Origin of the sequence: Streptomyces sp. NPDC087859 (assembly GCF_044742595.1) — a bacterium.
Lineage (GTDB): Bacteria > Actinomycetota > Actinomycetes > Streptomycetales > Streptomycetaceae > Streptomyces > Streptomyces canus_F.
Genome location: NZ_JBIUUU010000008.1, coordinates 1 through 25,701, shown reverse-complemented (window position 1 = coordinate 25,701; position 25,701 = coordinate 1). Strand labels below are relative to the sequence as shown.

The 25,701-nt window shown below is 71.2% G+C and carries 27 protein-coding genes and 2 pseudogenes; 10 read left to right on the top strand and 19 right to left on the bottom strand.

All coding sequences use genetic code 11. The features are described 5' to 3' along the window. Positions 1 to 59: 59 nt before the first annotated feature. From ACIOHP_RS20225 to ACIOHP_RS20215, 3 genes are all read right to left on the bottom strand, one after another. Entirely contained in the window at positions 60 to 1,259 is a 1,200-nt protein-coding gene (locus ACIOHP_RS20225) for a glycoside hydrolase family 64 protein (RefSeq protein ID WP_401889246.1), read from the bottom strand. 202 nt (positions 1,260 to 1,461) lie between these two features. Beyond that, positions 1,462 to 2,217, bottom strand: a complete 756-nt coding sequence (locus tag ACIOHP_RS20220) for a dienelactone hydrolase family protein (RefSeq protein ID WP_401889243.1) — start codon at positions 2,215 to 2,217, stop codon at positions 1,462 to 1,464. 111 nt (positions 2,218 to 2,328) lie between these two features. Beyond that, positions 2,329 to 2,949 (bottom strand): L-threonylcarbamoyladenylate synthase, encoded by a 621-nt coding sequence (locus ACIOHP_RS20215; RefSeq protein ID WP_266897055.1) that lies wholly within the window; start codon positions 2,947 to 2,949, stop codon positions 2,329 to 2,331. Positions 2,950 to 3,108: 159 nt separating this feature from the next. Between ACIOHP_RS20215 and ACIOHP_RS20210 the strand changes: the two genes are divergently transcribed. Continuing rightward, a complete protein-coding gene (locus ACIOHP_RS20210) occupies positions 3,109 to 4,617 on the top strand; it encodes a helix-turn-helix domain-containing protein (RefSeq protein WP_401889241.1) in 1,509 nt (502 codons plus the stop codon). A gap of 121 nt (positions 4,618 to 4,738) precedes the next feature. Here ACIOHP_RS20210 and ACIOHP_RS20205 read toward each other — a convergent pair whose 3' ends face one another. The 9 genes from ACIOHP_RS20205 to ACIOHP_RS20165 form a co-directional block, all read right to left on the bottom strand. After that, entirely contained in the window at positions 4,739 to 5,974 is a 1,236-nt protein-coding gene (locus ACIOHP_RS20205) for a cytochrome P450 (protein ID WP_401889238.1), read from the bottom strand. Beyond that, complete coding sequence (locus tag ACIOHP_RS20200) at positions 5,971 to 7,209, bottom strand: cytochrome P450 (RefSeq protein ID WP_361559236.1); 1,239 nt, start codon at positions 7,207 to 7,209, stop codon at positions 5,971 to 5,973. Before ACIOHP_RS20200 ends, ACIOHP_RS20205 begins: the two co-directional genes overlap by 4 nt. Beyond that, entirely contained in the window at positions 7,206 to 7,835 is a 630-nt protein-coding gene (locus ACIOHP_RS20195; protein ID WP_401889235.1) for a GTP-binding protein, read from the bottom strand. The genes ACIOHP_RS20200 and ACIOHP_RS20195 overlap by 4 nt, the downstream gene beginning before the upstream one ends. Further along, entirely contained in the window at positions 7,807 to 8,157 is a 351-nt protein-coding gene (locus ACIOHP_RS20190) for a DUF742 domain-containing protein (protein ID WP_361559230.1), read from the bottom strand. The genes ACIOHP_RS20195 and ACIOHP_RS20190 overlap by 29 nt, the downstream gene beginning before the upstream one ends. Continuing rightward, positions 8,154 to 8,576 carry a roadblock/LC7 domain-containing protein gene (locus ACIOHP_RS20185; RefSeq protein ID WP_361559227.1) on the bottom strand — a complete coding sequence of 141 codons (423 nt, stop codon included), beginning with the start codon at positions 8,574 to 8,576 and terminating at the stop codon, positions 8,154 to 8,156. The genes ACIOHP_RS20190 and ACIOHP_RS20185 overlap by 4 nt, the downstream gene beginning before the upstream one ends. Next, a complete protein-coding gene (locus ACIOHP_RS20180) occupies positions 8,573 to 9,910 on the bottom strand; it encodes an ATP-binding protein (protein ID WP_361559224.1) in 1,338 nt (445 codons plus the stop codon). Before ACIOHP_RS20180 ends, ACIOHP_RS20185 begins: the two co-directional genes overlap by 4 nt. Before the next feature lie 207 nt (positions 9,911 to 10,117). Further along, a complete protein-coding gene (locus ACIOHP_RS20175; RefSeq protein ID WP_401889230.1) occupies positions 10,118 to 11,158 on the bottom strand; it encodes an NAD(P)-dependent alcohol dehydrogenase in 1,041 nt (346 codons plus the stop codon). 19 nt (positions 11,159 to 11,177) lie between these two features. Further along, positions 11,178 to 11,951 (bottom strand): SDR family NAD(P)-dependent oxidoreductase, encoded by a 774-nt coding sequence (locus ACIOHP_RS20170; protein ID WP_401889227.1) that lies wholly within the window; start codon positions 11,949 to 11,951, stop codon positions 11,178 to 11,180. A 7-nt stretch (positions 11,952 to 11,958) separates the two neighbouring features. Beyond that, positions 11,959 to 12,603, bottom strand: a complete 645-nt coding sequence (locus ACIOHP_RS20165; RefSeq protein WP_401889224.1) for a TetR/AcrR family transcriptional regulator — start codon at positions 12,601 to 12,603, stop codon at positions 11,959 to 11,961. Positions 12,604 to 12,741: 138 nt separating this feature from the next. Here ACIOHP_RS20165 and ACIOHP_RS20160 point away from each other — a divergent pair, with 138 nt between their 5' ends. The 5 genes from ACIOHP_RS20160 (at position 12,742) to ACIOHP_RS20140 (ending at position 16,652) form a co-directional block, all read left to right on the top strand. Then, entirely contained in the window at positions 12,742 to 14,091 is a 1,350-nt protein-coding gene (locus ACIOHP_RS20160; protein WP_401889221.1) for a transaminase, read from the top strand. A gap of 20 nt (positions 14,092 to 14,111) precedes the next feature. Then, a complete protein-coding gene (locus ACIOHP_RS20155; RefSeq protein WP_361489549.1) occupies positions 14,112 to 14,552 on the top strand; it encodes an Lrp/AsnC family transcriptional regulator in 441 nt (146 codons plus the stop codon). A gap of 62 nt (positions 14,553 to 14,614) precedes the next feature. After that, the gene (locus tag ACIOHP_RS20150) at positions 14,615 to 14,851 is read left to right on the top strand and encodes a hypothetical protein (protein WP_361489551.1); all 237 of its coding nucleotides are present in this window, start codon (positions 14,615 to 14,617) and stop codon (positions 14,849 to 14,851) included. A gap of 102 nt (positions 14,852 to 14,953) precedes the next feature. Then, entirely contained in the window at positions 14,954 to 15,874 is a 921-nt protein-coding gene (locus ACIOHP_RS20145) for a phosphotransferase family protein (protein ID WP_401890034.1), read from the top strand. Between the two features lie 145 nt (positions 15,875 to 16,019). After that, positions 16,020 to 16,652, top strand: coding sequence for an SRPBCC family protein (locus tag ACIOHP_RS20140; protein ID WP_401889217.1), 633 nt, complete (start codon positions 16,020 to 16,022; stop codon positions 16,650 to 16,652). A 73-nt stretch (positions 16,653 to 16,725) separates the two neighbouring features. On the opposite strand, the gene ACIOHP_RS20135 is transcribed toward ACIOHP_RS20140, so the two are convergent. Continuing rightward, positions 16,726 to 17,286 (bottom strand): hypothetical protein, encoded by a 561-nt coding sequence (locus tag ACIOHP_RS20135; RefSeq protein ID WP_401889214.1) that lies wholly within the window; start codon positions 17,284 to 17,286, stop codon positions 16,726 to 16,728. Positions 17,287 to 17,610: 324 nt separating this feature from the next. Here ACIOHP_RS20135 and ACIOHP_RS20130 point away from each other — a divergent pair. Beyond that, positions 17,611 to 17,796: pseudogene (locus ACIOHP_RS20130) on the top strand (cellulose binding domain-containing protein); the annotation flags it as partial. A gap of 24 nt (positions 17,797 to 17,820) precedes the next feature. Here ACIOHP_RS20130 and ACIOHP_RS20125 read toward each other — a convergent pair. After that, entirely contained in the window at positions 17,821 to 18,483 is a 663-nt protein-coding gene (locus ACIOHP_RS20125; protein ID WP_361557965.1) for a lipoprotein, read from the bottom strand. 199 nt (positions 18,484 to 18,682) lie between these two features. Here ACIOHP_RS20125 and ACIOHP_RS20120 point away from each other — a divergent pair, with 199 nt between their 5' ends. Continuing rightward, positions 18,683 to 19,384 carry a DNA polymerase beta superfamily protein gene (locus ACIOHP_RS20120; protein ID WP_401889211.1) on the top strand — a complete coding sequence of 234 codons (702 nt, stop codon included), beginning with the start codon at positions 18,683 to 18,685 and terminating at the stop codon, positions 19,382 to 19,384. Here the strand turns inward: ACIOHP_RS20120 and ACIOHP_RS20115 are convergent. Then, positions 19,357 to 19,650: a hypothetical protein gene (locus ACIOHP_RS20115; RefSeq protein ID WP_401889208.1), complete on the bottom strand. Its 294-nt coding sequence runs from the start codon at positions 19,648 to 19,650 to the stop codon at positions 19,357 to 19,359. The two genes, ACIOHP_RS20120 and ACIOHP_RS20115, sit on opposite strands and share 28 nt — an antisense overlap. A 214-nt stretch (positions 19,651 to 19,864) precedes the next feature. On the opposite strand from ACIOHP_RS20115, the gene metG reads away from it, so the two are divergent. Beyond that, positions 19,865 to 21,388: a methionine--tRNA ligase gene (gene metG, locus ACIOHP_RS20110; protein WP_401889205.1), complete on the top strand. Its 1,524-nt coding sequence runs from the start codon at positions 19,865 to 19,867 to the stop codon at positions 21,386 to 21,388. Here the strand turns inward: metG and ACIOHP_RS20105 are convergent. Together ACIOHP_RS20105 and ACIOHP_RS20100 are read right to left on the bottom strand one after the other, a co-directional pair. Next, positions 21,389 to 21,856 (bottom strand): annotated as a pseudogene (locus ACIOHP_RS20105) (enolase C-terminal domain-like protein); the annotation flags it as partial. It abuts the gene before it with no gap. A gap of 111 nt (positions 21,857 to 21,967) precedes the next feature. Continuing rightward, positions 21,968 to 23,020 carry a sugar ABC transporter substrate-binding protein gene (locus ACIOHP_RS20100; protein WP_401889202.1) on the bottom strand — a complete coding sequence of 351 codons (1,053 nt, stop codon included), beginning with the start codon at positions 23,018 to 23,020 and terminating at the stop codon, positions 21,968 to 21,970. A 105-nt stretch (positions 23,021 to 23,125) separates the two neighbouring features. Here ACIOHP_RS20100 and ACIOHP_RS20095 point away from each other — a divergent pair, with 105 nt between their 5' ends. Continuing rightward, positions 23,126 to 23,647 (top strand): hypothetical protein, encoded by a 522-nt coding sequence (locus ACIOHP_RS20095; protein WP_401889200.1) that lies wholly within the window; start codon positions 23,126 to 23,128, stop codon positions 23,645 to 23,647. A 6-nt stretch (positions 23,648 to 23,653) separates the two neighbouring features. On the opposite strand, the gene ACIOHP_RS20090 is transcribed toward ACIOHP_RS20095, so the two are convergent. Both ACIOHP_RS20090 and ACIOHP_RS20085 read right to left on the bottom strand, forming a co-directional pair. Next, the gene (locus ACIOHP_RS20090; protein WP_401890032.1) at positions 23,654 to 24,319 is read right to left on the bottom strand and encodes a formylglycine-generating enzyme family protein; all 666 of its coding nucleotides are present in this window, start codon (positions 24,317 to 24,319) and stop codon (positions 23,654 to 23,656) included. A gap of 18 nt (positions 24,320 to 24,337) precedes the next feature. Further along, the gene (locus tag ACIOHP_RS20085) at positions 24,338 to 25,513 is read right to left on the bottom strand and encodes an alanine--tRNA ligase-related protein (protein WP_401889197.1); all 1,176 of its coding nucleotides are present in this window, start codon (positions 25,511 to 25,513) and stop codon (positions 24,338 to 24,340) included. Positions 25,514 to 25,701 lie beyond the last annotated feature (188 nt).

The following is a 25,701-nucleotide window of genomic DNA, read 5'->3' as shown; positions in this document are numbered from 1 at the left end:
TGGTGGGGACCGCGGTCACCACCAGGCTGATGGAGCGTCAACTGCGCTGTCCTCAGGGATCAGCTCAACGGATCGAGCGTGAGGTACGCCTGTTGCGGGTTCCCGTCGTGCACGAGGGACTCGTGGTTGCCCACGTCGTCGAAGGCGAACGCGTAGGCCTTGCCGTCGGCCATCCGGTCGTGGATGACGCGGGCGTAGTGGTTGGTGACCGCGTCCTGGTAGAAGGCCGCCGAGGAGGTGTCCGGCTGGTTGGGGTTGGTCAGGAGCGTGGAGCGGTTGAAGCCCGCGCAGAGCGTGCGGGAGATCGGTCCGCGGACCTGGTCGTTCGGGGCGTCGAGGAGCTTGTGACAGCCGAAGACGCTGGACGCGTCCGGCTTCTGGAAGCTGGTGACGGTGGCGCCGGCGGAGTTGGTGAAGTTCATGACGCCGCCGGAGACCCGGCCGAAGTACTTGGTGTTCGGCTGGTCGGTGAACGGGGTCACCGTGAGCGTTGTCGTGGCGTACTTCTGCCAGACGCGGTTGATGTAGTTGTCGAGCACGGAGGCGGGCAGGGCTCCGGTTTCCAGGCCGTAGGCGGGGGAGAGCGCGCGCAGCACCGTGCCGTCGGGGCGGCTCTGGACCAGGCCCGCCCAGCCGCCCGACTGGGCGCGCAGACCGTTGAGCACCGCGTTGTAGCCACCGGGCTTGAGGTGCCCCGTGTTGATCGTGGTGCCGTCGGAGCGCTGGACGCCCACCGCGTAGGGAGCGGAGAACATGTCGACCTGGGTGCTGTTGAGCCACAGGCCCGAGTCGTTGAGCGTGTACTCCGACCAGTTGAAGAGGATGTTGCGGTTCGGATCGCTCGGGTTCTGCACGGCCGGCTGCACCAGGCCGCCGGTGGTCAGCCGGAAGTCGAGCTTCTGGCCGTAGGAGAAGTAGACGCGGCCCGAGAACTTGGGCATCCGGATCGTCTTGGACTGCCCGGCGGCCGGGCCGGGGATTGAGGCGTCCGGGGCGGGCGTGGGCGGGTTGCCGCCCGCGGGCCAGGCGTGGAACGTGCCGTTCGCGTCGGCCCAACCCTGCTGGCCCGTCGCGAGGTTGGTGCCGAGGTTGTAGACGTAGACGGCGTCGCCTCGGCCGGAGTTGTTGGTCAGCTTCAGGGGGATCGTGGCGGGCACCGCGCCGCTCGCGGGCTGCGATGCTCCGAGCGCGAGGAGCCCGCCGAGCAGGGTGGCCGTCGCGGCCGTGGCGAGGAGTTGGTGCCTGAGTCGTCCGAGCACTCTCCACCTCCGTGTGGGGGGATGTGGATGGGGGATGTGGCTGGGGGATTGGTCCGTACCTGTTCTGAGAGCGCTCTCAGAGTTGCGCCGCGACGCGGGCATGTCAATGACATCGACAGAACTCGGGGCGTCCGTGGAGATCACGGAAGGGCGGCACCCAGGACCTGCCTGGCGTGCCGCCCTCCGGTCCGGAACGCGTGCTTCAGAACGTGCGCTTCAACAGGTCCAGCAGAGCCGCCCAGTGCCGCTCGTCGCCCTCGCGGTGGTACGCGGCGGTGTCGGCCTGCGTGAAGCCGTGGTGCGCGCCCGGGTAGACCTCGCAGCGGTGCCGTACGCCCGCCTTGGTGAGCGTGTCCTCCAGGAGCCGGATCTGCTCCGGCGGCAGCGAGGAGTCCTCGTCGGCGTGGCCGAAGTACAGCTCCGCGGTGATGTGTTCGGCCACCAGGTGCGGGCTGTCCGGGGCGTCCGTCGCCAGCCGCCCGCCGTGGAAACCGGCCGCGGCCGCCACCCGGTCCGGATAGGTGCCCGCGGTGAGCAGGGAGAGCCGGGCGCCCATGCAGTAGCCGGTCAGCGCGACCGGACCGTCGGCGACGAGCGGACTCCCGCCCAGCCATCCCAGGTAGGCGCCGGCGTCGCGCATCGCGAGCTCGGGGGTCAGGGACTGCATGACCGGGCCGATGCTGTCCCACAGGTCGGGCCGACTGTCGGTGTCGATGAACTCGGGCAGCTCGAAGACCGGAGAGCGTCCGTGACGGTAGAACACATTCGGGACGAGCACCGTGTAACCGGCCCCGGCGAGCCGGTCGGCCATCGACTCCAGGTGCGGGCGCAGGCCGAAGGCGTCCTGGTAGAGCAGGACACCCGGGTGGGGGAGTCCGTCGCCGGGATGGACGAGGTAGGCGTCGGCGACGCCGTCCTCGGTGCGGATGTCGACGGATGTTCCCTGTACGGAGGTCATGGGGGCTGCCTCTCTGCGCAACGGGCGGCGAGCGGTTCGCCGACCCGGGAAGGTGGGGCCGCCGATATGGTTTCACCCGCCATCCAACTGCGTCGCGGCACCCCCTGGGCCCTATTCGAACCGGGTGGTGTCCCCCGCCCCGTGCCGGATGATCTCCGCCTCGCCGTTCGAGAAGTCGATGACCGTCGTGGGCTCGGTCCCGCACTCGCCGGAGTCGACGACCGCGTCCAGCACATGGTCGAGCCGGTCCTTGATCTCCCAGCCCTGGGTCATCGGCTCGTCCTCGTCGGGCAGCAGCAGCGTGCTGGACAGCAGCGGCTCCCCGAGCTCGGTGAGCAGGGCGTGCGTGACGACGTGGTCGGGGATGCGCACACCGACCGTCTTCTTCTTGGGGTGCTGGAGCATGCGCGGCACCTCCCTCGTCGCCGGGAGGATGAAGGTGTAACTGCCCGGCGTCGAGGCCTTGATCGCGCGGAACACGTCGTTGTCGACCCGTACGAACTGGCCGAGCTGCGCGAAGTCCTGGCAGACGAGGGTGAAGTGGTGCCGGTCGTCCAGCTTGCGGATCGTCCGGATACGGTCGATGCCGTCACGGCTGCCCAGCTTGCAGCCGAGCGCGTAGCAGGAGTCCGTCGGATACGCGATGAGCGCCCCGTCGCGGATGCTGTCGGCGACCTGGGAGATGGTGCGCGGCTGGGGGTTGTCGGGGTGCACGTCGAAGTACTTCGCCATCCGCCGAGCTTATGCCGTCCGGGGGCGGCGGCGACGCAGGCCCGGGCCGCAGGGCCCGCTCCGCCCACCGTCCGGAGCGGGAAGACCCCTGGCCATCGGTGAGGTAACGTCCCCGACGACTGTGCCGAGGTCGATGCGAGGGACGAGGAGACGGGTGCCGTGGCTGGCGGGGAGGACGGTCGGGTGAAGGGCGCCGGCGCGTCGTGGGCGGAGGAACTGCTCGACCATCTGCGGCCCACCGGACGGGACGTCCGCCGGGTCGTCGCCTGGCTCGCCGACAGCGTGGACGGGACGGCCGCCCTGGAGAACGGCGAAGGCGTCCTGATCGCCGGAACCCGTGTCCCGCTCGACGAGGACCTGGTCGCCGAGATCGTCGCCGGCCGGATCGCCTCCGCCGCCTGGGAGGGCGAGGGACGCCACCAGCGCCTGGTCAGGGTGGAGCAGCCACACTCCGCGACGGCGGGCGTGCTGGCCGTGTCCCGGCCCGCGCCCTTCGACCGGCGGGCCGCCGACACGCTGACGCACACCGCCCAGGTCGTCGAACTCCTGCTCAGGGCACGCGAGACGACCGCCGCCGGACTCCGGCTGGCACGGGCCACCGCCGACCTGCGACTGGCGATCCTGCAGCTGCTGATGGTGGAGGACATCGTCTCCGCGCGCCGCGTCGCCGCGGGCCTGTGGCCCGGGCTGCTCGACACGGACTCCGCGTGCGTCTACGTCGTGGAAGGCACCATCGAGGAACGCGACCGGCTCGCCGAGGAGTGCCTGGCCGTCACCGAGGAGCAGGCCCTGGTCGTGCGCTGCCCGGCCGTGGACCGGCATGTGATCGTCGTGGCCCCCGCCGAGACCGCGGCCCGGGAGCTGCGCTCACTGGTCGAAGGCCGCCCCGACACCTTCATCGGCGGCAGCTCCCGGCAGACCCTGGCCCGCACCGCCACCGCCTACGGACAGGCCGTCAGCGCCCTCGCCGTCGCGCACTTCCGGCCCGACAACGCCGCCGTCTACGCCGAACGCACCCACCCGGAACGCCTCATGGACCCGGCGCTCCTGCACGGCTGGACCGCGGACCTGCTGCGCCCGCTCGACGTACTGGCCCACCACACCCACGGTGAACTCATCGCCACCACCCGGCTCGGCCTGGAGTTCACCGCCGTGAGCGCGGCCAAGGTCCTGGGCGTCAGCCGCAACACCGTACGCGCCCGCATGGAGCGAGTGGAGGGCCTGCTCGGCACGGACTTCTCCGACCTCACCGTCCGGGCCCTGGTCCACCTGGCACTGAACACCCGGGCAGGCACGGAACAGGCACCCGGAAGGGAGCGGTCCGGGCCCGTCCCGCTAGCGGACGTGCTGTCCGGCCCCGCCCTGCGCACCTGGGCCCTGGACCTGCTGGGCCGCCTCGACCCGGACGCCCGCGATCTGCGCCGTACCCTGCGCACCTGGATCGCCGTCGGCGGGAACTCCGAGCGGGCCGCGCAGACACTCGGTGTCCACGCGCAGACCGTGCGCGACCACGTCCGCAGCGCGGAGCCCGTCCTGGAACGGCAACTGCTGGCCGCGGGCAGCGATCTCTACGAGGTGGTCCTGGCCCATCTGGCGACAGGAGAGCTGGAACCGCCCCGGCTGACCGCAGAGAAAACGCGCCATTCGGACTCACCTGTGCACGGGTGAGTCCTCCGCGCCGTGCAACGGGCATCGGTGCGGTTCACAACCGCGCTGTTGTTCACGTAAGTTCGACGGGCCGCAGGGGCACGACCGGAACGGGGGACCGGTCCTGCCCCTGTTCGCCTTGTCAGCCGTGCGGCCGCACCGGCACCTCCTGCCAGCCGAACGCGATGAACGACGGCACCTGCCGCAGCTCCTCCTCCCCGACCGCGAGACGCAGGTCGGGGAAGCGGTCGAAGAGGGCGGGCAGCGCCGTCAGGGCCTCCACCCGGGCCAGCGGTGCGCCGATGCACCGGTGCACGCCGATTCCGAACGCCAGATGATCGTCCGCCCCGCGCGCGGCGTCGAAGGTGTGCGCGTCCGGTCCGTAGTGGGCGGGATCGAGCCCGGCGGCGGCGAAGGTGGTGATGATGGCGTCGCCGGCCGGGACGGTGACATCGCCGACCTCGAGGTCGCTGACCGCGAACCGCAGCGGCAGCGAGGCGATGGAGGGCTGCAGTCGCAGCGTCTCGTCGACGACGGCGTCCCAGCCGATCCGCCCGGACCGCACCGCGGCCAGCTGCCCGGGATCCCGCAGCAGGGCGACGATCGCGTTCCCGATGAGGTTGACGGTCGTCTCGAAGCCGGCGCCGATGACCAGCAGCAGCGTGTACAGCAGCTCCTCGTCGCTGAGCCGGTCGCCGTCCTCGTCCCGCACCCGGATCAGCTCGGTGGTCAGGTCGTCACCGGGGTGCGCGCTGCGGTGGGCGATCAGCGCGGGCAGCACCGTGCCGATCTGCTGCTGCACGGACGCCGCGTGCTCCGGAGTCGGGTCGGAGGTGTCCATGATGGCCGCGATCATCCGCGCGGTGTCGGCCACCAACTCGTCGGGGACGCCGAAGAGTTCGCAGATGATCCGCATGGGCAGCGCATGGGCGAGGGCCGCCCGCAGGTCGACCACCTCGGCGTCGTCCGCCGCCACCGCGTCGAGCAGCTCCGCCGTGATCGCCTCCACCCGGGGCCGCATCGCCTCGGTGCGCCGGTGGGTGAAGCTCGGCGCCACCAGCTTGCGCAGCCGCGTGTGGTCGGCGCCGTAGGTGGAGAGCATGTTGACCACGCCGATCCAGCCCAGGACCCAGCCCCACGAGGGGTGTTCGCCGAGCTCGGGCCAGAGCCGCCAGTGCAGCCGCGGATCCTTGCTGACCCGCGGGTCGAGGATCAGCTCCTTGAGGGTGTCGTAACCCGTGGGCGCCCAGGCGGGGATGCCGCCGGGCAGTTCGACGGGGACGATCGGGCCGAAGGCGCGCAGCCGGGCGCATTCGGCCGCGATGTCGGAACCGGACGGGTCGATGACAAAGCGGTCGATGCGGTCGGTCACGGTCACGACGGATCTCCTGGCTGGTCGGGGGAGCGAGGGCTGAACCTGACGGGCAGCGCCGTCAGCGAACGGTGGAACGGGCCCGGCCGCCAGGCGAGCCGCTCGCGCGGCAGCACGGGTGCGAGGTCGGGCAGCCACTGGGTCAGCCGCTCGATCGCCTCGGTGGCGATGAGCAGCGTGTGCTGCTTGACCGGGCAGGCGTGCGGGCCCGCCGACCAGGACAGGTGGGAGGCGTCCTTGGGGTGTCGGCCCTCGACGACCTCCTGCTCGGCGAAGTGGGCGAGCGCCCCGTACGACACCACGACCGGCACCGCCGCTCTGATCCACGTGCCGTGGAAGGTCATCGGCCGACGAGCGTAGTGGACGCCGTAGTTCGCGAGCGGGGTCTCGTGGTGCAGCACTTCGACCACGGCGTCCATCACCGGGCGGGCGCCGCTGGTGAGGGTGGAGTAGTAGGCCGGGTTGCCGAGGATGCGGGACAGCGCGTTGGACACCAGGTTCGCGGTCGGTTCGTGACCGGCCCCGAGGGTGAGGAACACCTGCCAGGTGACCTCCTCCGGGGTGAGCCCCGCCGGGTGGTCCAGGAGGTGGCTCGGCAGGTCGTCGCCGCGCCGCTCGGCCTTGGCGGCGATCAACTCCAGTACGTAGCCGCCGAACTCGGCCTCGCCCGCGGCCGCCTGGTCGCCGCCCTCCATCATCTTGCCGAGCGCTTGGTTGAGCCGCTCGCTCTGGCTGTCGGGCAGCCCGAAGAGGCTGTTGAAGACCAGCGCCATCAGCGGCCGGGCGAACTCGCCCACCAGATCCGCCTCGCCCTTCGGCCCGATCCGGCTCACCAGCAGATGCACCGCCCGGTGCACGCGGGCCCGCAGGTCGTGCGGCTCGACCAGGTCGAAGGTGTCGATCAGGGTGGTGCGGTAGCGGGCATGGGCGGCGCCGTCCGCGAACAGGGAGTTGGGCCGCCAGCGCATCATGCCGAGCACGGGGGAGTCGTCGGCGACCGTCGACTCCCACGGTCGAGGGTCGTGCGAGAAGGTCTCCGTGTCGTGCAGCAGTTCCAGCGCGGCCCGCCGGTCGGTGACGACGTACGCCGGCACGCCGGGCGCCAACTCCGCCCAGCCGACCGGGCCCTGGGCCCGCAGGTCGTCGTAGTAGCGGTACGGGTCGAGGGCGAATCCGTCCTCCCACAGCCGCACGGGGGCGGAGCGGGAGAAGTCCTGCCGGGCAGGGGGGTAGGTGGTCACCGGCTCTCCGAGGGGTGGCGGTCGATGAGGTGCTGGACCAGCGTGAGCAGTGCGTCGATCGAGGAGTTCGCGTCCCGCGCGTCACAGGTGACCATCGGCGTGCCCGGCTCCAGGTCCAGGGCGGCACGCAGCTGTTCCTCGGTGTGGTGGCTCGGCGCGTCCGGAAAGGCGTTGAAGGCGACCGTGTACGGCAGCCCGGTCTCCTCCACCAGGCCGAGGACGTCGAAGGAGGCGTCGATCCGGCGGCTGTCGACCAGGACGAGGGCGCCCAGCGCGCCGTAGGCGATGTCGTCCCACAAGGACCGGAACCGTTCCTGTCCGGGCGTGCCGAACAGATACAGGACGACCCCGCCCGCCAGGCTGATCCGCCCGAAGTCGATGGCGACGGTGGTCGTCGACTTGTCCCGTACCCCCTCCAGGTCGTCCACCTGCGCGGACGCCTCGGTGAGCTGTTCCTCGGTGTGCAGGGGCACGATCTCGGACACCGAGTCGATCAGGGTCGTCTTGCCCACCCCGAAGGGGCCCGTGACCAGGATCTTCACCAGATCGCGGGCGGTGTCCGGCAGATGGACGCGGCCGGGTGTGCCGGGGGCGCTGTCAGCTGTGCTTGAGGGCGCGGAGGCCATCGGCCACTCTCTTCAGCAGGTCGGGGTCGAACCGTTCGGCGGGCGGGACCGGGGCGCGGGACACCACCAGGTCCCGGTCGAGGAGGGCGCCCGCCAGGACACGGACGGCGGAGACGGGGAGCCGGAGCAGGGCCGCGGCCTCCACCACCGTCAGCGAGCCCTCCTCCAGGGCGTCCAGGAGGGCCAGTTCGGCGGCCGGGAGACCGACCGGCGTCGGTGTGCCGGTGGTGGTGAGGAGCGACAGCCGTTCCAGGTGCGGGCGGCTGGGGCGGGCGGTGCCGCCGGTGGACAGATACGCGGGGACCAGGGGGCGGCCGGTCATGCCGGAGCGCCGTCGTCGCTCCCTCGGGGTGCGGTGGCCATGGCCTTCTCGCCCAGCCGTGCCACCTGCGAGTGCACGCGGTGCGCGAGCAGGTCCAGACGCACCTCGCCGCTTCCGTACGCGGCCACGCAGGTGCCGTGGGCGGTCGGCACGATGAGGACGTACCCGTGGTCCGACTCGATGACGACCTGCCGTATCTCGGCCCGGTCCCGGTCGGCGAACGCGGCCGCGGCGGTACGGCACGCCCCCTGCACGGTGCTGGTGATCGCGGCCACCCGCTCGGCCGAGGGCCGCGACAGCGCGTCGGTGTACCCCGTGACCAGGCCGTCCCGGGTCAGCAGGACGGCGGCCACGACATGTGGCACCTCGAGGATCGGTTCCAGTACCCATGCCGTGTCGCCTGCGTCGCGGCTGGTCATCGAGCCGGTCCTCCCTCGTGGTCGGTCTCGTTCGTCGGTACGTCGGTGGCGGCACCGTCCGCGCGGGCCGCGGCGGTGCCGGACTGCAGGGCGCCGAGCGCGGCGGCGGCGTCCTCGGGACTGCGTGCCGGGTGCTCGGCCGCGGATGCCTTCGGAGCGGCGGCGCGGGTACGACGGCGGCGTTGTGGCAGTCCGTCGTGGTGCCCGGTGAGGGCGGCGGCGTCGTCGGTGCCGTAGCCGTGGGAGGCATCCACCGTGGCCTTGCGTGTCGAGCGCGGTGTGCTGACCGCCGGTGGCTGCTCGACGGGGTCGATACGGCTGAGGAGGTGGCTCTCGACTCTCAGTACCGCGCGTACCCCGCCGTACGGGGACGGCGAGGAGAGGTCGACGCCCAGATCGAACTGCCGGGTGAGCTGGCCGATCGCGGCGAGGCCCATGCGGGGCGGATCGCCGAGGCTGGTGAGGAGGATCGGCTCGGTACCGGCCACCGTCCGCTGGGCGTGGGCCCGTTCGTCCTGGGTCATGCCCACGCCCGCGTCGTCGACGGTGACGCAGACGCCGTGATGGACGTGTTCCAGGTTGACCACGACGTCGGTGTCGGGCGCGGAGTGGCGCAGCGCGTTGTCGAGGAGCTCGGCGACGATGATGGCGACCGGCTCGACGGCGTGCGAGACCAGGGCGGTGCCCGTCTCCAGATGGTTGTGGACCTTCACCCGGTGGTAGCCCGCGAGCCGCGACTGTCCGCCGGTCACCGCGTCCACCAGATGCGATTCCTCGCGGGCGAGCCCCACCCAGGCCCCGCACACCACGGCGGCGACCTGCGCCCGCCGCAGCGACTGCTCGTTCTCGTGGTCCAGCTGGAAGAGTGTCTGCGCCAACTCCGGGTCGTCGTAGCGCTGTTGCAGCTGACGCAGGGCGTCCTGCAGGCGGTACAGGGCCGCCTGGATCTCCCGGGTGGCGCCGCGCATCCCGGCCTGCGCGGCCGCGTCGATACGGGTGCGCTGTGCGGAGAGCTCGGCACGCAGCCCCAGCAGCACGCCTTCCAGGGCGATGCCCAGGGGCGTTCCCGCGGTGTGCGGATGGAGCGGGCCCGGGACCGTCACGTGCGGATGGGCGAGCTGCCGGGCGGCGGCGGGTGCCCGCTGTGCCGCCAGGTGCTCGACCTCGGCCGTCAACGTCTGCAGCGCGCCGTCGAGTCGGGAGCGCAGGGCGTCCGTCTCGGTTCGCTGCCGGGTCAGTTGACGCCGTGAGCGCAGCAGACCGCCGCCGAGGGCGAGCGCGGACAGTGTGCCGACGGCGAGACCGCCGACGGCCAGGTCCGGTAATTCGATCATCGAATCGGTTTCCAGGGGAAGTCGGGCAGGGGCGAGTCCGAGTGCCGGTGGCTAGGCGCTCGCAGCACAGTACACACCGTCGCCGACCCCTCTCGCACGGTTGATCGAGACTTCGCTCCGAAACCGAACGCTCTCTGTTCACTTCTGCGTCGACTGTCTGAAATGCCGTGCGGGGAAGGCCGGTTGACGCCTTCCCCGGCGCTCGGATCAGCCGTGCGGCACAATCACCGCACGCCCGTCGATCTTCCCGGCGTGCAGCCGCTCATAGGCGAGCGGGGCCTCGTCCAGCGAGAACGTCTCGGTGTGCACCGACACCGCGCCGGCCCGGGCCAGCGCCAGCACCTCGATCAGCTCGCCCCGGCTGCCCCAGTACGGCGCGCTGACCGACACCTCGAAGGGCAGCAGCCCGAACCCGACGGGCAGCGCCCCGCCACCGATACCGACGATGCTCACGTCGCCCTCGACCGCCGCGACGGCTCCCGAGGTCCGCACGGTGGGCTCGGCGCCGACGAAGTCGAACACCGCCTCCGCGCCAAGGCCGCCGGTGAGCCCGCGCACCGTGTCCGCGGCCCGCGCGTCCGACAGGACCGCCTCGTGCGCCCCGACCTCACGGGCCAGCCGCAGCTTGTCCTCGCTGACGTCCAGCGCGATCACCCGGGCCGGTGTCAGCGCGCGCAGCAACTGGATGGCGACGTGCCCGAGTCCGCCCGTACCGATCACCACCGCGGTCGATCCGGGCACCAGCTTGGGCAGCGACCGCTTGATCGCGTGGTACGGCGTCAGCCCGGCGTCCGTGAGCGGCACCGCGGCGACCGGGTCGAGCCCGTCCAGCGGCACCAGATGCCGGGGATCGTCCACGAGCAGGTACTCGGCCATGGCCCCCGGCGCACCGAGCCCCGGCGGACGGATTCCCAGCTCGTCGGCGCGCAGACAGTAATTCTCCTTGCCCTCCGCGCACTTGGCGCAGGCCCCGCAGCCCCACGGTCCGTACACGGCGACCGAGTCGCCCTCGCGGACCCCGGTCACTCCCGTGCCCAGCGCGGCGACCGTGCCCGCGCCCTCATGGCCGAGGGTGAGCGGAAGCTCGTACGGGAACGCCTCGGCGGGCCAGCTCATCACGGCGATGTCGGAGTGGCACACACCGGCGGCGGTGACCTTCAACAGGACCTGTCCGGGCCCGGGTTCGGGATCGGGAACGGTGACCACCTCGGGCGGTGCGCCGATGGTGCGGTACTGAAGTGCCTTCATGACGGAGTCCCTTCTGCGGTCAGACGGCGGTGTAGGCGCCGTCGACCAGGTGGTAGCTGCCGGCCACGAACGAGGCGCGCTCGGAGAGCAGGAAGACGATCAGCTCGGCGACCTCCTCGGCGCGGCCGAGACGGCCCGCCGGGTGCAGGCCCACCAGTCCGTCGTACGCGGCCCGGTCCATGCCCTGGAGGAGGGGCGTCTCGATGAAGCCGGGGCCGACGGCGTTGACCCGGATGCCCTTCGCGGCGTACTCGGCGGCCGTGGTCTTGGTCAGGCCGACCACGCCGTGCTTGGCGGCGACGTAGGCGGGGGAGCCGGCGAAGCCCACGGAGCCGAGGATCGACGCCACGTTGACGATCGCGCCGCCGCGGCCGGTCGTCTCGATGGCGGGCAGCTCGAAGCGCAGGGAGTAGAAGACGCCGTCGAGGTTGGTGCGCACGACACGGTCGTAGGCCTCGATGTCGTACTCGCCCGTCGGTGCGCTCGGGCCGCCGATACCGGCGTTGTTCACGGCCAGATCCAGGCCGCCGTAGGTGTCGACGGCGAAGGCGACGGCCGCTTCGACGGAGTCGGGGCGGGTCACGTCGACCTCGACCGCGGCGGCCTTGACGCCGTCGGCCCGCAGGGCGGCGGCGGCCTGCTCCGCGCCCTCGGCGTTGTGATCGGCGATGACGACGTTCGCGCCGCCCGCGCCCAGCCGGCGGGCGGTCGCGAGGCCGATGCCCGACGCGGCTCCGGTGACGAGGGCGGTCCTGCCGGTGAACTCGGCGGCGTAATCAGTGGTGGTGCTCATGGTGCTCTCACTCTTCGGCAGTGCTGTCGGGGACCGCGGACGCGGCCTCCGAGATCAGGGCGTCGTAGGCCCGCTCCACCAGGGCGGCGAGGTCTGCGGCTCCCGAGTCGGGGTCGGCGGCGCCGCGCGCCCAGATGCGCAGCGCGGCCGTGAGGACGCCGGCGGCGGCGTCGACCACGACGGCCGGGCGTACGTCCCGGACGTCGTCGGTGCCGAGCCGCTCGGCGAGGATGCGGATCGAGTCCTCCTGGGCGTCGACCCGGATGCGTTCGTAGGCGGCGAACAGGGCGGGCTCGCGGTCCACCAGTGCCAGGAGTGCGCGCATCCTCGGGCGCAGATGCCAGGCCGGGTTGTCCTCGTCGGCCAGCCAGGCGCGCACCGCCCTGCGGTAGGCGAGCAGCGGCGGCTCCACCGGCGGCCGCTCGCGCAGCAGGGCGTTGATGCGGTCGCCGTCGCCGCGGACGAAGTCCAGCGCCGCGTCCTCCTTGCCGGCGAAGTGCCGGCTGAAGGTGCGCCGCGTGACGTCCGCGCGCTCCGCGATCGCCTCCACCGTTGTGGCGGCGAGGCCGCGCTCCAGGATCAGGTCGACGGCCGCGGCGGCCATGGAGTTCCTGGTCTGCCGGGCTTTGCGCTGGCGCCGGTCCTCGTTCATGCCCTCGAGGCTACACCTTGATGTCCCAGTGGGACATGTGACCCAGTGAGACACTTGATTCGATTGTCTTGACGCTTGAATCCATCGTTCTAGAGTGGGATTGCCCAGTTTTCTTTCGTACGCACGCTCGGAGAGCCCATGGACCGCACCCGTCTCCAGAACCTCCTGGCCCGCGAGAGGGCGCAGGCCCAGCGCCGCTGCCCGCGCTCCGAGGAGGCGTACGCGCGCGCCGGGCATCTCTTCGGGCGGGTGCCGATGACCTGGATGAACAAGACCGCCGGGTCCTTTCCCCGCTACCTCGACACCGCCCGGGGCGCCCGGGTCACCGACATCGACGGGCACGAGTACATCGACTTCTGCCTCGGCGACACGGGCGCGATGGCCGGACACTCGCCCGCACCGGTGGCCGAGGCGGTCCAGCGCCGGTTCGCCGAGCAGGGCGGCGCCACGGCGATGCTGCCGACCGAGGACGCCGAGTGGGTCGGCGCGGAACTCACCCGCCGCTTCGGGCTAGCCCGCTGGAGCTTCTCGCTGACGGCGACCGACGCCAACCGGTGGGCCATCCGGCTCGCCCGCGCCGTCACCGGCCGCCCGAAGATCCTGGTGAACAGCTACAGCTACCACGGCAGCGTCGACGAGTCCCTGATCGTCGTCGGCCCCGACGGTCATGGCGTGGCCCGCCCAGGGAACGTGGGCGCCCCTTGCGACGTCACCCTCACCAGCCGGGTCGCCGAGTTCAACGACCTGGAGCAGCTGGAGCGCGAACTGGCCCACGGCGACGTGGCCGCCGTCCTCATGGAACCGGCGCTCACCAACATCGGCATCGTGCTGCCCGAACCGGGCTATCTGGAGGGCGTCCGGGCGCTGACCCGGCAGCACGGCACCCTGCTCATCAACGACGAGACCCACACCCTCTCCGCCGGACCCGGCGGCTGCACGGCGGCCTGGGACCTGGAGCCCGACCTGCTGACCGTCGGCAAGGCGATCGGCGGCGGCATCCCGGCCGGCGCGTACGGGCTGTCCGCCGAGCTCGCGGACCGGCTCCTCGACCGCGACGACCTCGACCTCGTCGACATGGGCGGCGTCGGCGGCACCCTGGCGGGCAACGCCCTCTCGGTCGCGGCGATGCGCGCCACGCTCGAACACGTCCTGACAGACGAGGCGTTCGGCCGGATGGCGAAGCTGTCGGAGCGGTTCGAGGCCGGCGTCCGGGCGGGCATCGACGCCCACGCCCTGCCCTGGTCGGTGAGCAGGCTCGGCGCCCGCACCGAGTACCGCTTCGCCTCCCCGGCGCCCCGCACCGGCACAGAGTCCGAAGCGGCCGGCGACGCCGAGCTGGAGGACTTCCTGCACGTCCACCTCGCCAACCGTGGCATCCTCCTGACGCCCTTCCACAACATGGCGCTGATGTGCCCGGACACCACCGAGGCGGACGTGGACACCCACACCGAGGTCTTCGCCGCCGCCCTGACCGAACTGGCCGGATGACAGACCCCGAAAGGAAGCACGTGGACGAGATCGACCGGGCCATCCTGCGCGAGCTCCAGACCGACGGCCGCATCGCCTACGCCGACCTCGGCCCGAAGGTCGGCCTGTCCGCCTCGGCCGCACGGCAGCGCCTGCAACGGCTCCTGGACTCCAAGGCGGTTCAGGTCGTCGGCGTCACCGACCCGATGGCCATGGGCGGCCAGGCGATGGCCCTGCTCGGCATCGGCGTGGACGGCGACCCGCGGACCGTCGCCGACGAACTCGCCCGGCGTGACGAGGTCGTCTACTCGGTGCTGACCTCCGGCGGCTTCGACCTGTTCGCCGAGGTGGTCGCCCCCGGCCCCCGGGACCTGCTGGACTTCGTCAACGACGTCGTACGCAACGTCGAGGGGGTCCAAGAGGTCCGCTCGTTCCCGTACTTCGGCATCCACACGCATCGTTTCCTGTGGGACGTCGGCTGATTGGCCCGCGCGGAACGGGTACCCGGGCGCTCCCGGAACGACAACCGCTGGAGGAGGCCCTCATGACCAGCAGCACGGAGACCGGCGGCGTGACCGGTACGCCGGACAAGGACTACAACCTCATCTGGTATGTGGAGGCGTGTCTGAGCAACGCGCTGCGCCTCGAGTCGTACATCCAGGACGCCGAACGGAACAAGGACACCCAGGTCGCGGACCTGTTCCGGAAGGCGCAGGCGGACAGCCGCAAGGGTGCCGAATTCGGCAAGGAACTGCTGCGCGCGCGGCTGAGCGGCGGCTGACCGCAGGTTCGTACGGGCGCTCGGCCGGGGGTGTCCGGCCGGGCGTTCCGCATGTCCAAAACCGTTTGCCTCGCTGCCACCGCCCGGCCTACGGTCGCGATCATGCTGCCCGTGGTGGAGACCGACGAAGAGTGGGACGCGGTCGTCGGGGACGAGACGCTGATGCGGGCCGGCGCGGAGGACCTCTGCGCCCGACTCCGACTCGGCGACGCGCCCCTGACCCGCTTCCCGGACGGCTCACAACCGGTCTACGCGGTGGGCGAGGACCGGGTCCTCAAGCTCTTCCCCACCTCCGCCGCCCGGGACGGCGTCGCCGAAGGCCGTGTCCTGTCCCATCTGCACGGGCTGCTCCCCGTGCCGACGCCCGGGGTGGACGACTTCGGGCCGTACGAGAACGGCTGGCAGTATGTCCTGATGTCCCGGCTGCGCGGTGAGAACCTCGCCCGGGCCTGGGAGCGCATCCCGCGGCCCGACCGGGAACGCCTCGTCACCGAGATCGGCGAAGTCCTCGCCGTACTCCACTCGCTCGACCCGGCCCCGCTCGAGGACGTCCTCGGGCCCGGCGACTGGGGCGCCTTCCTCGACCGGCAGCGCGCGAACGCCGTGGCACAGCAGCGCGGCCACGGTCTGCCGGACAGCTGGCTGGAGCAGATCCCCGGCTTCCTCGCCTCGACCCCGCTGCCCCGCACCCCACGGCGCTCGCTGCTGCACACCGAGGTCATGCAGCAGCACTTCCTCGTCGACCCCGACGGCTGGCGACTGACCGGCCTCTTCGACTTCGAGCCTGCCATGATCGGGGACGCCGCCTACGACTTCGTCGGCGTGGGCCTGTTCGTCACCCGGGGAGACCCCCACCTGCTCGCCCGGCTCACCGCGGCGTACGGCAGCGGCGTCGACCCGTCCCACGCCCTCGCCTACACACTGCTGCACGTGTACAGCAACCTGCCCTGGTACCTGAGGGAGTTGGAGGGCCCCGCCGAGGGGACCCTGTCCGGGCTCGCCCGCGCCTGGTTCGGCGCGTGACGCGCTCCGCGAGCGTCAGCCGCAGAAGACGCCGTAGCTGACGCCGCCCGGCCGGGACCAGGCGATCCCGGTCCCTTTGTGCGAGCGTGGCCCCAGCTACGCCGTCCGGGCCGAGGCATCGCGCCGAGAGAGGAAGTGAGCGGGGATGAGCGAGATCGTCGACCAGATCGACCGTGGACACCGGGAGGTCGGCACCCGCAAGGTCGAGGCGGAGGAGGCTCATGCGGTGCTGCTGCGGCGCACCTATGACGCCCGGATCGCCGACGTCTGGGGCGCGGTGACCTCCGCCGAGCGGATCGGGCAGTGGTTCCTGCCCGTCACCGGGGAGTTCCGGCCCGGCGGGCGCTATCAGCTGGAGGGTCATGCCGGGGGCGAGATCCTCGAGTGCGTGGAGCCGGAGCGGCTGCGGGTGAGCTGGCTGTACGGGCCCGACCCGGGCTTCAGCGAGGTCGAGGTGCGGCTCACACCGGACGGTGAGGGGCGGACGGTGTTCGAGGTGGAGCACGTGGCCGTGGTGCCGGAGGACTTCTGGAACCAGTTCGGGCCGGGCGCGGTCGGCATCGGCTGGGACAGCATCGCCCTCGGTCTCGGCATGCACCTCGCCGGTCGCGGAATGAGCCGGGAGGAGTCCGAGGCCTGGCAGGGCACGGCCGAGGCCAAGGAGTTCTTCAAGCGGTCCGGCGAGGAGTGGGGCGCTGCCTACGCCGCCTCCGGAGCCGATCCGGAGACGGTGGCGGCCACGACGTCGGCGACGGTCGGGGCCTACACGGGGAGCTAGTGGCGTCGGCGGGACTCACTCCACGCCGGGGTCGGTCCCGTCGCGGTGTGACGGGCCGATCCCGGCGGAGGCGTCAGGGCTTGGCGCTCCAGGAGTGGGCCACGTCCACCACGACCCGGTCGTCCACCCGCAGGACCCGGAACGGGAGCCGGGCACGGACGCCGAGGCCGAACTGTGTGTCTCCTTCGAAGCTGCCGGCGAATCGGGTGTCCCTGAAGGTCCGGTACCCGTCGAGGTCGACGCCCGGCAGGGGGCGCGCCACCCGTCCGGGGTAGGTCGGGGCGCCGGTGTCGACGTCGTAGGCGGGAGCGGCCACCCGTACTTCGAGGACGGCGCCGCCGGCGACGGGTATCAGCCGGCCCGATCCGTCCTGCTGGAGTCGGTCGACGTACCGGACGGAATAGCCGAGGTGCGCCTTCGCCGCGCCCGGAACGTCCACGACCAGACGGTCGTAGCAGGCGTGCCTGCCGGTCCGCGCGTTGGTCACCGATTCCGTCGTGCTGACCGCCTGCTTCTTGGCGATGCTGCCCCAGCCGGTGGGGCAGGTGGTGGCGGCCTGCGCGGGTACCGCGGCCACACCGAGCGTCGCGCCCATGAGAGCGACGGTGGCCCATGTTGTTCTGCTGCGTCTCATGATGTCCCCCGGGATGTTCATGTGCCTGATATCTGATGAGACAACACGGTTGGAGAAAAGGTTGCACCTTGTCCCGGTATCAATTTCCGAAACATTCGGCACTTCGATCGAATGTTTGGCGGGGCCTGGGTGTCTTCGGTCAAGAGCTGAGAGCTGATGTGCGGTCTGATGACGGTGCGGTGCGCCGCTCATTTGGTCGCGGCGCACTTCCGGAATCGGACCAAAACTTTCGAATGTCGCAGACGCCGCTAGCACTCTCGGTACGGCCGCGGCCGAGAGCACCCGCAACTCGTTCACCTACGCGTACGCCGACCAGATCGGGCCTCCCCGCAGAAGGTCTCCTCGACCTGGAACGGCACGCCCACCTGGGACAGCAGCGGCAGCGTGATGACCATGAAGCCGAGCGGCAACGGCAGCCTGGCGGCCGGCGCGTCGACGAGCTTCGGCTTCACGGTCATGAAGAACGGCAGCACCGCGGCGCCCGTCCTCGGATCTTGTACGGCGTCCTGACCCTGGAACGACTCAGACCGGCTGTCAGACCTTCTGGAGGGTCTTCTTCGCCAGTTCGAACGCCGGCGTCATCTTCTCGTGCTCCTCGGTGTCCATACCGCCGAGGTGCACGACGACGGGACCGTCCGGGGTGGCGACGGCGAAGGCGCTCTCCTTCTTCGTCTCGTCCAGGAGTGCGCTGGTGACGACGTACTCCACCTCGACACCGGCGAGGTCGCCCGACGTGAAGGAGGTGTACTTCGCCTTGCGTGCGCCGTCCTCGGCCGCGACGAACTCCTTCAGCACGGTGCGCGCGTCGTCGTCGCCGGGCTCACCGGTCCAGATCCGCAGGAAGCCGATGTAGCCGGCCGGCTTGGCGTCGACCTCGCACGCGGCGGCGACCGGACCCTGGCGGAGGATGGAGTCGAGGACCTCCTCGGAGATCTCGTCGTCGAGGTCACCGGAATCGGTCGGGGAGGCCTTGTCCTCGGCGGCCGCGGAGTCGATGGCCTCCGCCTCCCAGTCCTTGGCGAGGTCGAAACTCACGGGCAGCTCGCACGCCGAGCCCGCCGCCCCGATGCTGTCGCCGCTCTCGGCGACCTGGCCGGCGCTCGCCGAAGCACTCGCGGACGTCTTCGCGTCCTCCTTGTCGTCGGCGGCCTCGGAACAGCCCGCCAACACCCCCGCCAGCAAGGCCACGTAAGCCATCCGACGCCCTGCATTCCCCGCCCTGACCAGCACTTCGATGTCTCCCCTCGGTACAGGGCGCACACATTAGCGGAGGCCACCGGCAGGCCGTACCCGGGAGGTGCCCTCGCCGACCCGGCACCGGAGAAAAACCGAGTGACCGCATCCCCGCAGGTCAGCACAATGGACCGGCATACCCCCGACCCGAAAGGTGGCCGACGTGACCGTCCCGAACGTCCTGCTGTCCGGCATCGTCGGCTCCACCGCCTACGGCCTCGCCCACGAAGGCTCCGACGTGGACCGCCTCGGCATGTTCGCCGCACCCACCGAGTCCCTGCACGGCCTCCACGGGCCGAAGGAGTCCCACGTCAGCACGGCCCCGGACCGCACCCTGCACGAGGCCGCGAAGTGGTGCCGGCTCGCTCTGGGCGGCAACCCCACCGCCATGGAACTCGCCTGGCTGCCACCGGAGTTGTACGAGGTGCGCACTCCGCTCGGCGACGAACTGATCGGCCTGCGCACGTCCTTCCTGAGCGCGAAGCGGATCCGGGACGCCTATCTCGGCTACGCCACCCAGCAGTTCCGCCGTCTCGAGAGCCGGGCCGACCGCTCCTCCTCCGCGGAGACCCGCAAACGCACCTCCAAGCACGCCCGGCACCTCAAGCGACTGTGCCACCAGGGCCTGGAGCTGTACGCCACCGGCCACCTCACGATCCGCGTCGAAAACCCCGAGGAATACCGGGAGTTCGGCGAACGGGTCGCCGCCGACGCCTCAGTGGCCCGTCCTCTGCTCGCGTACTACGAGACGGCGTTCGACGAGACCCGCACGGTGCTGCCGGACCGCCCCGACGAAGCAGCGGTCGAGGCTTGGCTGCACCGGGTCCGCGACCGCTTCTACGCCCGGCTCAGCTCGACGGGGTAGAGCTCGGTGCGCGCGACAGCGGCGTCACGCTCGTCCGCCAGCGCGGTGCGACGCCCATCCGTCATGAACCCGTCGTACCCGTCCTGCGTGGCGAACTCGATCAACTGGATCTCGTCGGGGCGGCCGTCGCTTCCGTCGGCACGGGCCCGCTGCACCACCCGCCCGCCGTGCTCGCCGAGCAGGGACAGCACCTTGTCCTCGTACGCGGCCAGCGCGGCGGCGGCGCCCGGCCGGGCCCAGAGCAACACACACAGTTGAACCGTCATGGCGCCCGACCCTAGCGAACGAGGCCGTCCGTAAATCCGGATGCCCGGCCACGCACCCGTTGCTACCCTCGATCCCATGATCACGCCTACGCCTCAGCACCGCATGATGCCCCCGCACCGGGGCTGCTGAGCGCGCACGCGCACCGATACCGAGGCCCCCGGAACGGGGCCTTCACGCTGTGCGGATCAGGTCCCGTCGCCGGTAGGAGGACCGATGACCGGACCACGGCACTACATCACCACGACCATTCCGTACGTCAACGCCCGACCGCACCTGGGCTTCGCCCTGGAGCTCGTGCAGGCGGACACGCTGGCCCGGCATCACCGGCAGCGCGGCGGGCAGGTGCGGCTGCTGAGCGGGACGGACGACAACTCCCTGAAGAACGTCCTCGCCGCGGAGGCCGAGGGCGTCGACGTAAGGGAGTTCGTCGACCGCAACGCCGACGCGTTCGCCGCGCTGCGCGATCCGCTGGCGCTGTCGCTGGACGACTTCATCCGCACCAGCAGCGACCCCCGCCACCGCACCGGCGTGGAGCGACTGTGGCGGCGCTGCGCGGAGGCGGGTGATCTGTACCGCAAGCAGTACGAGGGGCTGTACTGCGTCGGCTGCGAGCAGTTCTACACGCCCGACGAACTCGTCGACGGCAGATGCGCCGAGCACGGCACCGAACCCCAGCTCGTCGCGGAGGAGAACTGGTTCTTCCGGCTGTCCCGGTACGCCGACCGCCTCCACGCACTGATCACCGACGGCACCCTGCGCATCGAGCCCGCCGCCCGCCGCAACGAGGTCCTCGCGCTCATCGCCGGCGGCCTGCACGACTTCTCCGTCTCCCGCTCCCACACCCGCGCCCGCGGCTGGGGCATCTCCGTCCCCGGCGACCCCGAGCAGGTCGTCTACGTGTGGTGGGACGCCCTGGGCAACTACATCACCAGCCTCGGTTACGGCACCGGCGACCCCGCCTACGAGCAGTGGTGGGCGGCCGGGGACCGCCGTATCCACCTCGTCGGCAAGGGCGTCGTCCGGTTCCACGCCGTGTACTGGCCGGCCATGCTGCTGTCGGCGGGTCTGCCGCTGCCCACCGACATCCTCGTCCACGACTATCTGACGGTCGGCGGGCGGAAGATCAGCAAGTCGGGAAACGGGACGGCCGTCGACCCCGTCTCCCTCGCCGCCGACTACGGCACGGACGCCGTCCGCTGGTGGCTGCTGCGCGACGTCCCCCGGGTCGGGGACGCCGACTTCACCACCGAGCGGCTGATCGCCCGCGCCGACGCCGACTTCGCCGGTGGCCTGGGCAACCTGGTCCACCGGATCGTGACGATGGTCCACCGCTACCGCGGCGGGGTCGTGCCCGCGCCGGGGAACGACCGGTTCCCCGTGGCGACACTGCTGGACGTATGCCGCGAGGCACCCGCCCGCATCGACGCCGCGCTGGCCGACTTCGACTTCCGCCGGGCCGCCGACGCCGCCTGGGGCATCGTGGAGGAGGCCAACCGCTGCATCGACGCGACCCGCCCCTGGGAACTGGCCAGAGCGGAACGGAACGGCAACACCGACGCCGCCGAACGCCTCGACGCTGTCCTCGCCGCACTGATCACGGCATGCCGGGCCCTGGCCGACGAGCTACGGCCCTTCATCCCCGGCGCGGCGGAGCACGTCACACGGCGGGTGACCCCCGTCGACGGCACTCTCCCGGAGACGGAACCACTCTTCGCCCGCCTCCAGGAGCAGCGTTGATCACCAGCGCGGCAGCCTCAACTCGTACGCGGGGTCGAAGCGTTGCATGTACCCGGTGTCGTCGCGGGAGCGCACGCCGGAGTCCACGTACAGGTGGTGGAGCCGGTCGAGGGCGTCGTGGTCCAGCTCGACGCCCAGGCCGGGTCCGGTGGGGACCTCGACGTGGCCGTCGCGCAGTTCCAGGACGCCGGGGACGATCACGTCGTCGGCTGAGTTCCACGGGTAGTGGGTGTCGCAGGAGTGGTCGAGGTGGGGGATGGCCGCGGCGACGTGGGTCATGGCGGCCAGGCTGATGCCGAGGTGGGAGTTGGAGTGCATGGAGAGGGCGAGTCCGAACGCCTCGCAGACGGCCGCCAGTTCGCGGGTGCGGCGCAGCCCGCCCCAGTAGTGGTGGTCGGTGAGGAGCACCTGGATCGCGTTCTGCTCGATCGCGGGCTTCAGGTGCTCCCAGGCGATCACGCACATGTGCCGGGTCTGCTGCTCGCCCTCGTCTTCAAGTCAGGAACAGCCAAGGGACGAGGGACCTCTTGCTGATCGCGCCGAGGACTCTGCGCGCCGCGGGGGTGGGGACGGTGGCGGTCATTTCAACAGGTCCTGGTCCTTGAGGTCGCCGGCGAGGGTCTCGTTGAACTCCCCCAGCTGGGAGCGCACATCACTGCCGCAGTAGGTGAAGACGGCGTTGAGGCTGTCGGCGGTGTCCTGTTTGATCGGGGCGAAGTCGGGTGCGTTGGGGAACTGTCGCGAGGCGTCCTCGTACGCCTTCTGCACCACGCTCCAGCGCGGGTCGTCGCGCACCTTTGCCGCGTCCAGCGTGGAGCTGACGGGGATGCGGACGACGGGCTGGTTCTTGGCGCCGAAGTAGATGTTCTCGCCGTCGGCCAGCACGTCGTCGCCGGCCGGACCGGCGGGGGCCGGGACCACCTCGTACTTGTCCTTGTCGAGGGTCGTGTCGAAGGTGGCGATGTTGTAGGGGCCGGTGAGGTACATCCCGGCGTTGCCGTCCTGGAAGTTGGTGGCGGTGCCGGTGAGGGCGCCGGGCGTGGTCGGGGTGTAGGTGTCCTTGCCGTCCGCCTCGATGATCCGGGCGTCGCCCTGCCAGAGGAAGCCGGCGCCCCACCAGGCGGCGTAGCCGTTCTGGGCGCTGCCGGGGACGACCATGCCGTAGGTGTCGGCCTTGCCGTCGCCGTCCGGGTCGCGGGTGGCGAACGCCTTGGCGACGGTGAGGAGTTGCTGCCATGTCGTGGGCGCCTTCAGGCCGAGCTTCTTGAGCCAGTCCGTGCGGATCATCAGGGTCTGGGCCTGGCGCGAGTACGGGATGCCGTAGTGCCTGCCGTCGATGCCGACGGTGGATGACCAGGTCTTGCCGGTGATCTGGCCGCTGCCCGCGATCGAGGCGGGGGTGAGGGGCTTGAGCAGGCCCTGGCTCTGGTAACCGCCCATCAACGCCGTGTCGTTGATCATGACGTCCGGGAGATCCTTGGTGGACGCGCGGCTCTGCAGCTGCTGGTCGAAGTTGATGACCGGCTGGTAGTCGATCTTTATGCCGGCCTTCTTGGTGAAGGCGGCGAAGACCCGCTCATAGGTGGCGGCCGGGTCCGGGTTGCTGCGGGTCCACACCCCGGGATATGTCAAGACATGGATCGGAGATTTCGCCGAGGTCACAACTTCCCCCACGGACCCCCTCCACGGGCTACCGTTTCCGCACTCCCCCCAGGCAGCGGTTGGGACGGTTCCCCAGTGCAAGCAGCTCTCTCCCCGGTCATCGCGGCCACCGCCCAGTGGCTGACGTGCGCCTACCCCGCCTCCGGCGGCGCCCTGGCCTCGGCCCTGTGCGAGGTGCAGGCCCGGCAGGCCGTCACGGTCGCGGCATGGCTGCGCTACCCCACGGCGATGGATGCCGCGCTGGTCGAGATGGCGGGACCCGGCGGCGCCGAGCGACTCGACCGGATCACCGGCGCGGACCGGCACGACGGCGATGGCGAGGCCTGGCGCACCTGGGTGGACGAGGTCGTCGCGAGCTGGGCCGCCTGTCTGCTGACCGACCCGGAACTGGCCCGCCTCGCCGTGGCCGCGGTGAGGGAGGGCGACCACACGGCCGGGACGCCGTTCGAGTTCCGGCGCCTGCTCGCCCCGGACGCGCACGACCGGCGGGCGGCGGCGCTGCTGCGCCACCCCGACCTGGCCGCGCCCGTGGCCGAACTGCACCACGCCCGGCTCCTGGAGCAGCTGGGGTCGCCGGACCAGGCGCTCATCGCCTGAGGACGCTCAGGACACCGGGCCCCGGCGCTGACCCGACCGGGCCACGCGGAACCCCACGTCGTCCACCCGGAACGTGGGATGGCTGCGGCGCCGCACGGAGGCCCGGCAGCTCCAGTGCTCGTCGAACCAGCCGCCGCCGCGCAGTACCCGGTAACTGCCGTAGACCTCGGCGTCGTACACGTCCCAGCACCACTCCCACACAGTGCCGAGGGTGTCGTGCAGCCCCCACGCGTTGGGTCGCTTGCCGCCCACCTCGTGGATGCGCTCGTTCGAGTTGCCGCGGTACCACGCGATGTCGTCCAGGGGGCCGTAGCGCGGGCCGGCCGTCCCGGCGCGGCACGCGTGCTCCCACTCCGCCTCGGTCGGCAGCCGGTAGCCGTCGGCCGAGGCGTCCCAGTCGACGTGATCATCGCCGGAGGACACGCGGTAGGCGGGCTTCAGCCCCTCGCGTTCGGACAGGGCGTTGCAGAAACCGATCGCGTCCCACCACGAGACGTTCTCGACCGGCAGCCGCTCCCCGTCGGCCGCGGCGGGACGCAGGCCGGTGACCTGCTCGTACAGTGCCTGGGTGACGGGGTGCGCCGCGAGTGCGCAGGACGCGACCTCGACCGCCCAACTGCGCTGCGTCCTGCGGTCCGACAGCGTGACCCGCCCGGCCGGGACGGTGATCATGTCCATGAGTGGGGGAGTCTATCCGCGCGGGCCCCGCAGTCCGACGACGAGATCGCGCGGCAGGCCGTGGGTGTCATGGAGGTAGTGGTAGTCCTCGTCGCTCAACTGTCCTTGATATTGCGGGCGGGAGAGGATCCGCCGGCCCTGCTGGAGGAGCCTGCCGAAGCGGCGCTCCTCGTCCCGCAGCACCTTGAGGACCGGGGTGGTGCCGCCGGGCAGACGGAAGTGGTCCAGGGTGTGCTCGACGAGTTCCGGCGGCAGGTCGGACAGAGTGCGGGTGGGGTCGTGCTGCCAGAGGGTGGTGAGGACACGGCGGACCAGGCGCCGCAGGACATAGCCGCGGCCGGTGTTGGACGGCCGGACACCGTCGCCGATGACGACGATGCCGGACCGCAGATGGTCGCAGACCAGCCGAAGTGACGGCGTCCCGTCCAGGTCCCACAGGGACAAAAGCAGACGCGTCCAGGGCTCGAACAGGTCGGTGTCGTAGACCGAGTCGTGCCCCTGGAGGACGGTCACGAGTCGTTCCAGACCCATGCCCGTGTCGATGGAGGGCTGCGGCAGAGGGGAGAGGCCGCCGTCCTCGTGGCGGCGGTAGCGCATGCTGACGTGGTTCCACACCTCGACCCAGCGCGGGTCGGTGGTGGGGGTGCCCTCCGGTGGGGTGTCGCCGGTCCAGACGAAGATCTCCGAGTCGGGGCCGCACGGGCCGACGGGGCCGTTGGACCACCAGTTGTCCTCGCGGGTCCGTTCCACGGGCATCCCCAACTCCCGCCAGGTGCGCAGGGATTCGGTGTCGGGTCCGACCTGGTCGTCCCCGCCGAAGACCGTGACGTACAACTGCCCGTCAGGGATGCCGAATCCGTCGTGCAGCAGCTCGTATCCCCAGCGCAGGCTCTGCGAATGGCCGTAGTCGCCGAGCGACCAGGAGCCCAGCATCTCGAAGACCGTCAGATGCGTGGAGTCGCCGATCTCGTCGAGGTCGGTGGTGCGCAGACAGCGCTGGACGTTGACCAGGCGCCGGCCCTGAGGGTGCGGGCGGCCTTCCAGGTACGGGGTGAGGGGGTGCATGCCGGACGTGGTGAACAGCACCGGGTCCGAGGGCGGTGGCAGCAGGGTGCCGCCGGTGATGAGGTGATGTCCGCGCTCGACGTAGAAGTCCGTGAAGGTGCGCAGGATCCGGTCCGTGTTCATGGTGGTGTTCCTTCGGGTCGGGGGACCGGAAAGAACCGCGGAGACACAGAAGAAGAAGGCGCACTGCACCGGCGGTCCGTTTCCGGCCGCCGGGGGGGGTGCCCCTATGTCTTTGGTCAAGGTGGTCGGGTCGGTGTCTGGTGGGTCTGGCAGTGTGGCTGTCGTGAGTGATGACGTGTCTGTTCGGG

What these genes read in the sequence shown, in the direction of transcription:
- ACIOHP_RS20160 (WP_401889221.1), top strand. Translation starts at nt 12,742, where the DNA reads ATGGACCGCACCCGTCTCCAGAACCTCCTGGCCCGCGAGAGGGCGCAG.
- ACIOHP_RS20090 (WP_401890032.1), bottom strand. Translation starts at nt 24,319, where the DNA reads ATGATCACCGTCCCGGCCGGGCGGGTCACGCTGTCGGACCGCAGGACG.
- ACIOHP_RS20135 (WP_401889214.1), bottom strand. Translation starts at nt 17,286, where the DNA reads ATGAGACGCAGCAGAACAACATGGGCCACCGTCGCTCTCATGGGCGCG.
- ACIOHP_RS20145 (WP_401890034.1), top strand. Translation starts at nt 14,954, where the DNA reads ATGCTGCCCGTGGTGGAGACCGACGAAGAGTGGGACGCGGTCGTCGGG.
- ACIOHP_RS20175 (WP_401889230.1), bottom strand. Translation starts at nt 11,158, where the DNA reads ATGAAGGCACTTCAGTACCGCACCATCGGCGCACCGCCCGAGGTGGTC.
- ACIOHP_RS20190 (WP_361559230.1), bottom strand. Translation starts at nt 8,157, where the DNA reads ATGACCGGCCGCCCCCTGGTCCCCGCGTATCTGTCCACCGGCGGCACC.
- ACIOHP_RS20215 (WP_266897055.1), bottom strand. Translation starts at nt 2,949, where the DNA reads ATGGCGAAGTACTTCGACGTGCACCCCGACAACCCCCAGCCGCGCACC.
- ACIOHP_RS20165 (WP_401889224.1), bottom strand. Translation starts at nt 12,603, where the DNA reads ATGAACGAGGACCGGCGCCAGCGCAAAGCCCGGCAGACCAGGAACTCC.
- ACIOHP_RS20220 (WP_401889243.1), bottom strand. Translation starts at nt 2,217, where the DNA reads ATGACCTCCGTACAGGGAACATCCGTCGACATCCGCACCGAGGACGGC.
- ACIOHP_RS20140 (WP_401889217.1), top strand. Translation starts at nt 16,020, where the DNA reads ATGAGCGAGATCGTCGACCAGATCGACCGTGGACACCGGGAGGTCGGC.
- metG (WP_401889205.1), top strand. Translation starts at nt 19,865, where the DNA reads ATGACCGGACCACGGCACTACATCACCACGACCATTCCGTACGTCAAC.
- ACIOHP_RS20125 (WP_361557965.1), bottom strand. Translation starts at nt 18,483, where the DNA reads ATGGCTTACGTGGCCTTGCTGGCGGGGGTGTTGGCGGGCTGTTCCGAG.
- ACIOHP_RS20085 (WP_401889197.1), bottom strand. Translation starts at nt 25,513, where the DNA reads ATGAACACGGACCGGATCCTGCGCACCTTCACGGACTTCTACGTCGAG.
- ACIOHP_RS20180 (WP_361559224.1), bottom strand. Translation starts at nt 9,910, where the DNA reads ATGATCGAATTACCGGACCTGGCCGTCGGCGGTCTCGCCGTCGGCACA.
- ACIOHP_RS20115 (WP_401889208.1), bottom strand. Translation starts at nt 19,650, where the DNA reads ATGACGGTTCAACTGTGTGTGTTGCTCTGGGCCCGGCCGGGCGCCGCC.
- ACIOHP_RS20195 (WP_401889235.1), bottom strand. Translation starts at nt 7,835, where the DNA reads ATGGCCTCCGCGCCCTCAAGCACAGCTGACAGCGCCCCCGGCACACCC.
- ACIOHP_RS20150 (WP_361489551.1), top strand. Translation starts at nt 14,615, where the DNA reads ATGACCAGCAGCACGGAGACCGGCGGCGTGACCGGTACGCCGGACAAG.
- ACIOHP_RS20170 (WP_401889227.1), bottom strand. Translation starts at nt 11,951, where the DNA reads ATGAGCACCACCACTGATTACGCCGCCGAGTTCACCGGCAGGACCGCC.
- ACIOHP_RS20185 (WP_361559227.1), bottom strand. Translation starts at nt 8,576, where the DNA reads ATGACCAGCCGCGACGCAGGCGACACGGCATGGGTACTGGAACCGATC.